Genomic DNA, 11,660 nt, shown 5'->3' with positions numbered 1-11,660 from the left:
ACAAACTGACGAGATTTAAAATCTCAGTTATTACTCACTCGTTGTTCAGTTTTCAAAGATCAACTTCGTTCTTTCATTCACCGCTGCGTTTCAGCGGCGACTTAAATAATATAACATATCGAGAACAGAATATCAAGCACTTTTTATTAAGCATTTTGTTCCAAGTGATTGGCAGCTCGTTTCTCTCTATTGCTCCTCCCTCAAACCAATTTTCTAGTAGTTTTCGGGGGACATTTAATATATCACATTCCGCTTGCAGGCTCAAGTCCCTTCCTAGAGGAAATGTAAACAACTCTGACAAAATACAAAGCAGGGGGATCTATCTCCCCCCGCTCCGATTTATCTTAATCGTTAATCCATGGATTCCGTCGTCCATTCGTTTTGTTGGCACGCTGCCGAGGTTTTGAAGTAGCCGTCCCTGCGCCGGTTTTACTCTGTTTACTTGTAGTTGATTGTGAGTCAAGACGGCCTGAAATTTTCACGTTTTTCTTGGGGGAAGCTTGCGTTCTAGATTTGGTTTCTGTTTTTTTTTGCCCGCTACCCTCCGATTCATCGTTGGATGCTGAAGCCTGGATCTCCCGGCCAAGGTGCCCCTTCATATTTTCGATCCCGCCAACTTCCCCTTTTAATGATTCGTTGGCGATCGGAGCCAGATTGTTCTCCCCAGGATAAGCCATCGGATACCCAGGCATCGGAGGAACGGAATAAGCGGCTGGCAATACTGAAGTAGGATAACCTGGAACGGGCGGACCAAAACAAGGCATATGTCCCGCTTGATGTCCCCAATCCATCGTCTGAGGATAGAAGGTGTTGCCATACGATTCAGGGGATACGGCTTGCGGCAAGTTCCCGTAAGGCTGATACCCCGCGTTTAGCGCTTGACTAGCGTATGGGCTTACTCCTCCCAAGTCGGGCATTTGTGAGAAAGGTGCATTCACATTTGAAATCCCCGGGTACTCCCCTTCCGTCGGGGAGAGTGCTGATGGTTGCTGTGGCATTGGAGTGTTGTCGTAAAAAGCGGATACAGGTTCGGCTGCCACCGGATATTGATAAAATGGAGGATAAGCTTCCTGGTCCGTATACGGATACGGGGTAGCTCCCGAGCACCCGCATGGCGATGGGGCGTAACCCATAGCAGGAAGTACAGTCGGAGATTGTTGTGTTGGATAGAACTGTGGCATACCATAACTCGGATACGAGGAATGTGCGTACAAGCTAGGTTGCGCATTCGGCCCATAAGCATAAGGACTGACTCCTGTAGGTTCGCCTTTCATCGGCTCATAACCATAAGGGCTAACTCCCGTTGGTTCACCTTTCATCGGCTCATAACCATACGGACTGACTCCTGCATGTTCGCCTTTCATCGGCTCATAACCATACGGACTGACTCCTGCATGTTCGCCTTTCATTGGCTCATAGCCATAAGGACTGACTCCAGTTGGTTCGCCTTTCATTGGCTCATAGCCATAAGGACTGACTCCAGTTGGTTCGCCGTTCATCGGCTCATAACCATAGGGGCTGACTCCTGTTGGTTCGCCCTTCATTGGCTCATAGCCATAGGGACTGACTCCCGTTGATTCGCCTTTCATCGGCTCATAACCATAGGGACTGACTCCCGTTGGTTCGCCTTTCATCGGCTCATAACCATAGGGACTGACGTTCGTTGGTCCATAGTTGTTAGGTGCGGTATTCATCGGTTGATATTTATAGGGTTCAACTTTAACCGGTTCCTGCTTTTGCGGCTGATATTGGATCGGCTGGAGTTTCGTGGACTCGTATTGAATTTGCTCCACTTCAATTTTGATCTCCATAGGTACTGTTTTAGGTGGTTCGACATGCACCGGTTGCTGCTTCGGCGGCTCCACATTGATGGGTTCTACCTTCGCTGGTTCTACCTTCGCCGGTTCTTCCTTCGGTTTCGGCTTTTCCGTTTGAATAGGCTCTACCTTGGGAACTTCCATTTTCGGCGGCTTCGGCGCCGTCATTTCCGGTTTGACACCTGTTGGAGCTTTCGTCCCCGCACCGGCAATAGGGGCTGTGTTCTTCTTACCGGTTTGTGCCGGCGACAAACTCATGTTAGGTCCTGGCGGGTTGGCGGCCCCACCGCCGGGCGCTCCCGTCCCCGTAGGTATATTTACAGTATCCCCTACCTTCAACTGGTTCGGATCGCCAAGCTGAGGATTTGCTGCAATTAGGGTCTGCAAAGGCAATCCCCAGGCTTTGGACAACTTCCACAACGTGTCCCCTTGCTTCACGATGTGCTTGTAGATATTGCCCGGTTCACCGCCGATCGGCACAGCCACGGCCGGAATCTTCACTTTGTCGCCGACGTTCAACTGATCCGGATTGGCGAACTGCGGGTTAGCTTCGTTCAGTTTCTCCAGAGGCACGTTATACTTTTTTGAGAGCTCAAACAAAGTATCGCCTTTTTTCACAATATGGATTTTCACGCGATAAAGACCTCCTAGGTTTCTTCTCCGGTACGTGATGATCGCCCGGGGCCCATTTATTACATCCTATGCAGACGCCCGGTTTTTGACATCCAGGAAAAGAAAAAATCCTATCTCCCTCTTAGGTCAAGGAAAATAGGATTTATGCCAGCTCGCGCGCGTTCTTACCAAACCTTCAATCCGTCCTGATCTACGATCGCACGGAATTCCTCCAGCAGCTTCAGCGTGATTGGACCGGCATGTCCCTCACCGATGATGCGGCCGTCGACTTCACGCACGGCGATAACCTCGGCAGCTGTCCCTGTCAGGAACACCTCGTCAGCGACATACACATCGTGAAGCGTAAACGGCTGTTCTTGGATGCTGTAGCCTCTCTTGCGGCAGATTTCGATGATCGCCTGTCGGGTAATCCCGTCCAAAGCGCCCAAATAACAAGGAGGGGTGGTGATCATTCCGTTCTTGATGATGAAAATATTATCGCCCGAGCCCTCCGTGACGTACCCTTGCGCGTTCAGCATGATTGCTTCGCCTGCGCCGGACAGGTTCGACTGGATTTTCACCAAAATATTGTTCAAATAATTCAGCGATTTGATTTTCGGATTCAAAGCATCGGGAATGTTGCGGCGCGTCGATACCGACACGGTTTTCAACCCGGTCTTGTAAGCTTCCTCCGAGTAGATGGCGAGTTGCTCAACAATGATGACGACCGATGCTTTCGGACAGCGGTTCGGATCTAACCCTAAGTTACCGGCGCCACGGGAAACAACCAGACGGATGTAACCGTTACGCAGCTCATTGCGGCGAAGCGTCTCGACCAGCGCATCCTCCATTTCTTGATACGTCAGCGGAATCTCCAACATGATGGATTTTGCTGAATCGTAAAGACGGTCCAGATGCTCCTTGCATTTAAAAATATTTCCGTTATAAATGCGGATGCCTTCGAAAATGCCGTCCCCGTATAAAAATCCATGGTCGTATACGGAAACCTTTGCTTGATCTTTAGTTACGAATTGTCCATCTAAGTAAATCCATTGCTCTGCCATTATTTTGGCACCTCCGCTTTTTGTTCTCCAAACGATAAGCTGGGATAACTCCCCAATACGCGTACCTGACAACCCAATGCCTCGATTTCTCCAATTGCGGATTTAAGCAGCACCGCATCAAGAGATTCAAGCACATCCATAATAAAGTAGTAATTTCCAAGCCGTTTCTTGGTAGGGCGCGACTCAATCCGCGATAAATTCAGTTTACGCCATGCGAACGCGGACAATACCTGATGCAAGGCACCTGGAAAATCCTCCGGCAGCGTCACAAGCAGGCTTGTTTTGTTCTGGGCTGCCGGGATTGCCGGTTCCAGCGGCCGAGGGCCGATTAGAACAAACCGGGTATAGTTGTTATCGTGGTCCGTCACTTGGCGGGCCAGGACATCCAAACCGTACCGTTTGGCCCCGAGTGCCGTCCCGATCGCCATCCAACCTTGTCCCGGATTCTTCTTCACCAATTCCACGGCTTCCGAAGTGCTGCCCGCATGCTCCAATTCCGCTCTTGGCATCCGTGAACGGATAAATTGCAGGCACTGAGCCATCGCAACGGGGTGAGACAACACCTTCGTCACTTTGGAGTAATCAATATCGCCAGGTTGTTCTCCCGATTGAAACTCCTCCCGTTTACCGATCAAATTCTGGATGGAAGGATATACCCATTCGATCTGCATCGGAATATCCACCTCATGGACAAGCCAGTCCATATGGAGGCTGACAGAGCCTTCGATCGTGTTCTCCATGGGGATGACGCTGTAATCACTGTGACCGCTGACAGTAGCCAAGAATACATCGGAAATCTGCTTGAAATGGAGCAGTTCCACCGGCTCATCGCCGAACAGGTGCAGCGCTGCTTCATGGGACACCGAGCCTTCCGGCAGCAATGCTATTCGTTTCATCTCCACTACTCACTCCCTAACTTCATCCAACGGTCTCGGTGCTCCAAATCGATTGAATGCAGCCGGTTTATCCGCCCTTTAAGCCTGGATATAATCCAAAAATGAACCTTCACTCTCCATAGTAAGCGCCACGGTCCCCATTGTGCAAGGTTTCAGCCGCATTGTCTGCGCGGTGATGCCCTGCTCGCCAAGCACTTCAAGCAGGAACGCTTCAAGCTGATCGTCCGCACCCTGGCGGCGATCCGTTAAACAGAGCAGTGTTGGGCCAGCCCCGCTCAAGGCAGCGCCTAACGCCCCGTGGGCCGTCGCCTCCTCAAGAATCCGCGCCATGCCCGGCACAAGCGAAGCCCGGTAAGGCTGATGCAGCCGATCGCGCATAGCGGCCGGGATCAGGTCCAATCGGCCGGCGGTCAGCGCCGCGGTCAGCAAGGACGTACGGCTGACGTTGTATACCGCATCCTGCAGACTGATTTGCTTAGGCAGCGCCTCGCGAGCCTTGGAGGTGGACAACTGAAAATCAGGGATGGCCACTAGCACCTCTAAATCCGCCGGCGGCTCGATGCGCAGCACATCCGCGTGAGTTCCGTCCCAGACGGCAGTGATGATCCCGCCGAAAAGGGAAGCACCCACATTGTCCGGATGCTTCTCCAGCGCCGTCGCCATGTCGAACAGCTTCGCTTGGCTCAAGGGTTCTCCGATCAGCAAATTGGCGGCAAACAGCGCCCCGACGATCGCCGAAGCGCTGCTGCCAAGCCCCCGAGTCAGCGGAATATCCGATTTCATCGAGATTTCCAGTTCCGGTAAAGTCACGCCGGCTTCCGCGAACACTGATTGCGCGACTTGATACACCAAATTGCTTTTATCGGTCGGCAGCCCCTCCAGGTTTCCCCCATGCAGGCGGAAAACCGTGGAATCGACCGGTTTCATTTCGATCCAGGAATAGAGATTCAGCGCCATCCCCAGCGTATCGAAGCCAGGACCTAAATTTGCCGTACTCGCCGGCACCTTCACCCGGACGCCTTCTTGGCGAATCATGCCCGGGCTCCTTGCAGCTTGGCGATTGCATCCAACACCGCTTCTTCCGTGTCCTGCACGACCAGCGGTTCGCCGCCGATGCTCTTGATGGCGATATTCGGGTCCTTCAGGCCATGCCCCGTCAATACGCAGACCACTGTCTCTCCGCCTTTGAAATAACCTTCCCGATGCAATTTATAAACGCCGGCGATAGAAGCAGCCGAAGCCGGCTCGGCAAAGATGCCTTCCTTGGCGGCAATGGTCCGATACGCGTCGAGAATTTCATCATCCGTTACATAATTGATCTGCCCGCCGGATTCTTCCGCTGCAGCAACAGCCGTCTTCCAGCTTGCCGGGTTACCGATCCGGATGGCGGTCGCAATGGTTTCCGGTTCCAGGATCGGTTCGCCTTTGACAATCGCCATCGCACCTTCGGCTTCGAAACCGACCATCCGCGGCAAGGAAGTCGATTTGCCACGCTCATGATATTCCTTGAAGCCTTTCCAGTAAGCCGAGATGTTACCGGCGTTGCCGACGGGAATCGCCAATACGTCAGGCGCCTTCCCTAGTTGGTCGCACACTTCGAATGCCGCCGTTTTCTGGCCTTCGATGCGGTAAGGGTTCACCGAGTTCACCAACGTGATCGGATGCTTGGCGGTAATGTCGCGCACAATCTCGAGCGCCCGGTCGAAGTTTCCTTCGATCGCGATCACTTTCGCGCCGTAGATCATCGCCTGAGCCAGCTTGCCGAGAGCAATGTTGTTATTGGGAATCAATACGATACAATCGATCCCTGCACGGGCGGCGTAAGCCGCAGCAGCGGCTGATGTATTTCCCGTAGACGCGCACATGATTGTCCGGCTGCCTTCCTCGACTGCTTTGGCAACGGCCATGACCATACCACGATCCTTAAACGAGCCAGTCGGGTTCAACCCTTCATATTTGAAGTATAGGTCAAGTCCCAGCTCCTTCGAGAGGTTCTCGGCGCGAACCAGCGGGGTATTGCCTTCCTGCAGTGTTAACTTCGGCGTCTTGTCGTTCACCGGCAAATATTCCTTGTACGTTTCCAGCAATCCAAGATATCTCATCCAATAAGAACTCCTTTATCTGATTAATGTGATTATCCCTCTACGCGGTACACGCTTTTGATCCGATGGATGACGTCCAGCGATTCGAAATGGGCCAGAACCTTATTCATACTAGCCTTGCTAGCGTTGTGCGTCACAATCATGATCTCAGCGCCGTCCAAATTCGTGTTCGGCGATTGCACGACCGATTCCAGGCTGACCTCGTATTCGGCGAACACTTGAGTGATTTGCGCCAATACGCCAGCTTTGTCGTCGACGTGAAGCAACAGGAAGTTCTTGTAGGCGATTTGTTCGTCCGTTTTCAGCTTCTTCGGCTTATACGGGACGATCGCCTTCAAACCGTTGACGCCAAGCTTGAGGTTCTTAACGACAGCAACCAGGTCCGCGACCACAGAGGTGGCGGTAGGCATCTCCCCGGCGCCTGCTCCATAGAACATCGTTTCGCCAACGGCTTCCCCGTGAACGTACACCGCGTTGTAAACGCCGTTTACGGCCGCGATTGGATGCGTTTTTTTGACCATGGTCGGCTGCACCGTAATGCTGAATTCGTCATCTTGCCGTTCGGCGATGCCAAGCAGCTTCATCTCGTAACCGAGGCGCTTAGCATATAAAATATCTTCCCTCGACACTGATGAAATCCCCCGGACATGCACATCATTCAATTCCACGTTCGTGCGAAAGCCCAGCGTCCCAAGAATCGTCATCTTACGGGCCGCATCCAATCCCTCCACATCGGAGGTCGGGTCCGACTCCGCATAACCGAGCTGCTGCGCTTCCTTCAGCACATCCTCGTAGGAGGCGCCTTCCTGGCTCATTTTGCTCAGAATATAATTTGTCGTTCCATTGACGATCCCCATGATTTTCATGATCCGATCGGAGGAGAACCCTTCAATCAACGTCCGGATGATGGGGATGCCGCCGGCCACACTGGCTTCGTAAAATACGTCGCATTGATGCTCCATCGCCTTGGCCAGAATCTCCGAGCCATACAGGGCCATCAAGTCCTTGTTGGCGGTTACGATATGTTTGCCGCGTTCCAGCGCCTCTAATATATAAGCTTTGGTCTGATCAACGCCGCCCATCACTTCCACGATGACGTCGATCTCCGGGTCGCGAATCACCGACCAGGGGTCCTCTGTCAGCTTACGCGGGTCCACGTCGATGCTGCGTGATTTATCTAATGTCTTCACGGCGATCTTCTCGATGACAATCGGCGAGCCGACCTGACTGCTGAGATCCTCCTGATGTCCTTCCAAGATTCGGACAACGCCAGTCCCCACCGTGCCGAGTCCGAGCAGTCCTATTTTCACAGGCTTCACAGCCGTCCCCTCCCGTTATCCAATTGCGGTATTCCCGCATGGCTTCTTCTCTTATCCTTGCCCAACGATCTGTGTTCTTCTTACTCCCGGAATGCCTTGCAGCGTATTCAGCATTACATCCAGCTCCTCGGTTAAGCGCGAAGTTTCCACGGAGATCACGACATTGGCTTTCCCTTGGAGCGGAATACTTTGGTTTATCGTCAGAACGTTACCGCCGGATCCAGCGATCGACGCAAGCACCTTCGACAAAATTCCCGACCGATGCTCCAGGTCAAACGAAATCGTCACGATGCTTTCCCGTTCAATTTGATTTAATTGATGAATGCCATCCTTGTATTTGTAGAAAGCACTGCGGCTCAACCCCACCTGAGCAACGGCTTCATGCACCGTCTTCGCGTCGCCGGAGGCCAGCAGCTGCTTCACCTGCAACGTCTTGACCACTGCTTCAGGTAAAATATCTTCACGTACCAAATAGTAATGCTCTTTCACAAACGTCCTCTCCTTAGAGACTCTTGTTTTCGTATAGTGGACATTATAACGGATATACAGTACGGTGGCAATGCTTTTTATCCCGTCTTATATAAAAAAAGCACCCAAAAGGTGCTCTTCTTCATCAATAATAGTAGCTGCTGCCTTCGACGAATTCAAACTCAAAGTCGCCGATACGTACCAGCGTACCGTCCTTAGCGCCTCGTTTGCGCAGCTCTTCATCAACACCCATATGCCGCAGCGTGCGGGCCAGTTTCAGAATCGCGTCATGGGAATTCAGCTGCATCCGCTTCATCATTCGCTCGATTTTCACGCTTTCCACAACAAACGTCTCGTTCTCACGACGAATGGTAAAGCTCTCGTCTTCCGTTTTATCCAATTTAAAGATTTTACGCTCCGCAAGCTCAGTGACTTCCTCGATCGCCGGTGCTTCTGGAATTTGATCGAGCAGATCCGACACGCGGTACAGCAGCTCTTGGATCCCCTGACGGGTCAGCGAAGAAATCGGCATGATTTCCAGATCCCCACGTACCTTCGCGACTTCCTCGCGGAATCTCTCCAGATGCTCCGCCGCTTCAGGCATATCCATCTTATTTGCGGCCACGATCTGTGGACGTTTCTCCAAATCCGCGTTGTATTGACGCAACTCATCATTGATCTTCTGCCAATCGTCAAACGGGTCGCGGCCTTCCGAACCGGCCATATCAACGACATGGACAATTAACCGCGTTCGCTCTACGTGGCGCAAGAACTCATGCCCAAGTCCAACGCCTTCATGGGCGCCTTCAATCAAACCAGGCAAATCCGCCATCACGAAGCTGCGCCCGTCACCCACTTCTACGACCCCGAGATTCGGAGTAATCGTTGTAAAATGGTACGCACCGATCTTCGGCTTGGCTGCGGATACGACCGACAAGAGCGTTGATTTCCCCACGCTTGGGAATCCAACCAACCCGACGTCGGCCATCACCTTCAGCTCCAGTACGACCCAGCGCTCCTCGCCTTCCTCCCCATGCTCTGCGAGTTCAGGCGCTGGATTGCTTGGCGTGGCGAACCGGATATTGCCGCGTCCGCCGCGTCCGCCGCGAGCGACAACGACCTGTTGTCCATGGCGTGTTAAATCGGCGAGTACTTCTTGGGTGTCATCATCGATCACGACCGTTCCCGGGGGAACCCGAACAAGCATATTCTCCGCATTCGCCCCGTGCTGACTTTTGTTCCGCCCTTTCTCCCCGCGCTGCGCCTTAAAATGCCGCTGATAGCGAAAATCCATCAACGTTCTGAGGCCCTCGTCAACGCGAAAGATCACGTCGCCCCCTTTACCACCATCGCCACCGGCTGGACCGCCCTCGGGTACGTATTTCTCCCGGCGAAAGGCCACGAGCCCATCGCCGCCGTCGCCCCCTTTGACATAAATTTTCGCTTTATCTACAAACATGCGTTCACCTCGTTTATTTTTCCGCAAAGCACCCGAAGCCGCAGCGAACCGTTCGCCGCATCACCCCGGTCAGTCCGTACTCGCATCCCCGAAATCCCTTCATCGATATGGCGAGCAAGCGCCTCTGGATTCGCTGTCGAACCGGTCTGATCAAATCGAACCACCACATCGCGGTCTTCGCGGTACATCGACATTTTCAGTTGCAACGTCTCGCCCCACGAAGAACGCCCGTTAAACTGAAATACACGGACCGTTTCCACGATGGCTTCCGTCAGTTCTTCCGATTCCTCGACAGTAAGCAAGCCGTCCAATTGCAGCTCGTCCTCAATGTCAATCTCGAGTTGAACCGAACCGTTCACCTCGCGGAATGATTGTAAATAGAAGACCAGAGCCGGAATCCCGAGCCTTGCGATTTTGCTCTCCACGGCCATTCGTCCTTTTATTCTTTCCACGCAATCGGCCAGTTTATCAATTTTCCGAAGCTGGATATATCCGTACAAAATCTGCAGATCGTTCATCCAATCATGACGATGATGACCTAAGGTAGCGGAGGCGGTTCTTTGGATCGACTCCAACAAATGCTTCCGCTCGGTTTCGGCCGTCTTCCGTAGATGCCGAACATACACCCAAAACAACACGAAAAGAGCCCCGCACAAGAGAACTTGTCCGATCGGCGATTTCAGGAAATAAGCAAGTGTCAGGCTAACGGCCGCAAGCAGCACGAACATTGCCCTCACCATGAACCGATGTTTCATATTTTCCCCGTTCCTCTAACAAATTGGGTGGAACCAAATTCCCACCCTGGCATCACTACCCAGTATAACACACCTAAATCAAGTTCGCTCTCGTTATGTATGTAAAAAAAGATAAGCCCTGACACCAACGTGCCAGGGCTCTTGCTTATAAGCTCTTAAGCTTCGACTGTAGCCGCTACAGGAGCGGTTTCCACAGGGTAGACGCTCACTTTTTTGCGATCGCGACCCCAACGTTCGAATTTCACAACGCCGTCAACTTTAGCAAACAGCGTATCGTCCGAACCGATGCCTACGTTCGTACCTGGGTGAATCTTCGTTCCGCGTTGACGAACGAGAATGCTTCCGCCCGTTACGACTTGACCGTCAGCACGTTTCACGCCAAGGCGTTTCGCGATGCTGTCGCGTCCGTTCTTCGTGGAGCCTACGCCCTTCTTGGAAGCGAATAACTGGAGATCCAATTTCAACATTGTAGTCTACCTCCTTCTTCAAATAATGACGTCCTGTATCTGAATATACTTCCCGTATGATTCTTCGATACTCTTCAGCATAACGACAAGCGAGGCAAGCAGCAATTGCGCTTGTTCTCCGGCTTCCGTCTGGGCCGCATTAGGAAGATTCGCGCTAAGAAAGCCGTTCTTCATCCTGGAGTCCATTACGATGCCCGTCAACGCTTCGATCGAATTGACCGTACCAACGGTCACGGCCGAAACGCCCGCGCAAACGATGTCCTCCCCAGCCTTGGCGTAGCCGGCATGGCCTTCCACCTCAAAGCCTGCGATGCCGTTATCGTTACGGCGCAATATGGAGACGATAATCAAATTATCGCACCTTCTTACGCTTGGATTTTCTCGATGGTTACTTTCGTGTAAGGTTGACGATGACCTTGCTTCTTGTGGTAGTTCTTCTTCGGCTTGTATTTGTAAACGATCACTTTTTGGCCTTTGCCGTGTTTCTCGACTTTCGCCGTTACACTAGCACCGGAAACCAATGGAGCTCCCGTTACCAAACCTTCGCCTTTGGATACTGCCAACACACGGTCGAACGTTACGCTTGCACCGTCTTCAGCGTTCAATTTCTCGATGTAAAGTACATCGCCTTCTTGAACACGGTATTGTTTACCGCCAGTTTCGATAATTGCGTACATTTGCTTGCACCTCCTCATGTCTCA

The 11,660-nt window shown here is 52.3% G+C and carries 12 protein-coding genes and 1 other annotated feature (1 of these 13 cut by a window edge); all 12 genes read right to left on the bottom strand.

Annotated elements, in window-relative coordinates; genetic code table 11:
- Positions 1 to 344: 344 nt before the first annotated feature.
- Positions 345 to 2,450, bottom strand: coding sequence for a LysM peptidoglycan-binding domain-containing protein (locus M0651_RS17180; RefSeq protein WP_248552951.1), 2,106 nt, complete (start codon positions 2,448 to 2,450; stop codon positions 345 to 347).
- Between the two features lie 164 nt (positions 2,451 to 2,614).
- Positions 2,615 to 3,493: a branched-chain-amino-acid transaminase gene (gene ilvE / locus M0651_RS17175; RefSeq protein WP_248552950.1), complete on the bottom strand. Its 879-nt coding sequence runs from the start codon at positions 3,491 to 3,493 to the stop codon at positions 2,615 to 2,617.
- Positions 3,493 to 4,389 (bottom strand): prephenate dehydratase, encoded by an 897-nt coding sequence (gene pheA, locus M0651_RS17170; protein ID WP_248552949.1) that lies wholly within the window; start codon positions 4,387 to 4,389, stop codon positions 3,493 to 3,495. The genes ilvE and pheA overlap by 1 nt, the downstream gene beginning before the upstream one ends.
- A 78-nt stretch (positions 4,390 to 4,467) precedes the next feature.
- Entirely contained in the window at positions 4,468 to 5,424 is a 957-nt protein-coding gene (gene thrB, locus M0651_RS17165) for a homoserine kinase (protein ID WP_248552948.1), read from the bottom strand.
- A complete protein-coding gene (gene thrC, locus M0651_RS17160) occupies positions 5,421 to 6,491 on the bottom strand; it encodes a threonine synthase (RefSeq protein WP_248552947.1) in 1,071 nt (356 codons plus the stop codon). The genes thrB and thrC overlap by 4 nt, the downstream gene beginning before the upstream one ends.
- A gap of 32 nt (positions 6,492 to 6,523) precedes the next feature.
- Complete coding sequence (locus M0651_RS17155; RefSeq protein WP_248552946.1) at positions 6,524 to 7,810, bottom strand: homoserine dehydrogenase; 1,287 nt, start codon at positions 7,808 to 7,810, stop codon at positions 6,524 to 6,526.
- Between the two features lie 51 nt (positions 7,811 to 7,861).
- Positions 7,862 to 8,299: an ACT domain-containing protein gene (locus M0651_RS17150; protein WP_248552945.1), complete on the bottom strand. Its 438-nt coding sequence runs from the start codon at positions 8,297 to 8,299 to the stop codon at positions 7,862 to 7,864.
- Positions 8,300 to 8,423: 124 nt separating this feature from the next.
- On the bottom strand, positions 8,424 to 9,737 hold the full coding sequence (gene obgE / locus M0651_RS17145) for a GTPase ObgE (RefSeq protein WP_248552944.1): 1,314 nt from the start codon (positions 9,735 to 9,737) through the stop codon (positions 8,424 to 8,426).
- Positions 9,728 to 10,492 carry a Spo0B domain-containing protein gene (locus M0651_RS17140; RefSeq protein ID WP_248552943.1) on the bottom strand — a complete coding sequence of 255 codons (765 nt, stop codon included), beginning with the start codon at positions 10,490 to 10,492 and terminating at the stop codon, positions 9,728 to 9,730. The genes obgE and M0651_RS17140 overlap by 10 nt, the downstream gene beginning before the upstream one ends.
- Positions 10,493 to 10,647: 155 nt before the next feature.
- Positions 10,648 to 10,959 carry a 50S ribosomal protein L27 gene (gene rpmA, locus M0651_RS17135; RefSeq protein ID WP_036620517.1) on the bottom strand — a complete coding sequence of 104 codons (312 nt, stop codon included), beginning with the start codon at positions 10,957 to 10,959 and terminating at the stop codon, positions 10,648 to 10,650.
- A gap of 18 nt (positions 10,960 to 10,977) precedes the next feature.
- A complete protein-coding gene (locus M0651_RS17130; protein WP_248552942.1) occupies positions 10,978 to 11,310 on the bottom strand; it encodes a ribosomal-processing cysteine protease Prp in 333 nt (110 codons plus the stop codon).
- 14 nt (positions 11,311 to 11,324) lie between these two features.
- On the bottom strand, positions 11,325 to 11,636 hold the full coding sequence (gene rplU / locus M0651_RS17125) for a 50S ribosomal protein L21 (protein WP_059040908.1): 312 nt from the start codon (positions 11,634 to 11,636) through the stop codon (positions 11,325 to 11,327).
- A gap of 13 nt (positions 11,637 to 11,649) precedes the next feature.
- Positions 11,650 to 11,660 (bottom strand) — a sequence feature (ribosomal protein L21 leader region) (it continues 77 nt past the right edge of the window).

This window comes from Paenibacillus mellifer, from assembly GCF_023195895.1.
Classification (GTDB): Bacteria; Bacillota; Bacilli; order Paenibacillales; family Paenibacillaceae; genus Fontibacillus; species Fontibacillus mellifer.
This window is presented reverse-complemented; position numbering and strand designations above follow the sequence as displayed.

Coding starts and splice junctions, on each gene's coding strand:
- obgE (WP_248552944.1), bottom strand. CDS start 9,737: ATGTTTGTAGATAAAGCGAAAATTTATGTCAAAGGGGGCGACGGCGGC.
- pheA (WP_248552949.1), bottom strand. CDS start 4,389: ATGAAACGAATAGCATTGCTGCCGGAAGGCTCGGTGTCCCATGAAGCA.
- rplU (WP_059040908.1), bottom strand. CDS start 11,636: ATGTACGCAATTATCGAAACTGGCGGTAAACAATACCGTGTTCAAGAA.
- thrB (WP_248552948.1), bottom strand. CDS start 5,424: ATGATTCGCCAAGAAGGCGTCCGGGTGAAGGTGCCGGCGAGTACGGCA.
- rpmA (WP_036620517.1), bottom strand. CDS start 10,959: ATGTTGAAATTGGATCTCCAGTTATTCGCTTCCAAGAAGGGCGTAGGC.
- thrC (WP_248552947.1), bottom strand. CDS start 6,491: ATGAGATATCTTGGATTGCTGGAAACGTACAAGGAATATTTGCCGGTG.
- M0651_RS17140 (WP_248552943.1), bottom strand. CDS start 10,492: ATGAAACATCGGTTCATGGTGAGGGCAATGTTCGTGCTGCTTGCGGCC.
- ilvE (WP_248552950.1), bottom strand. CDS start 3,493: ATGGCAGAGCAATGGATTTACTTAGATGGACAATTCGTAACTAAAGAT.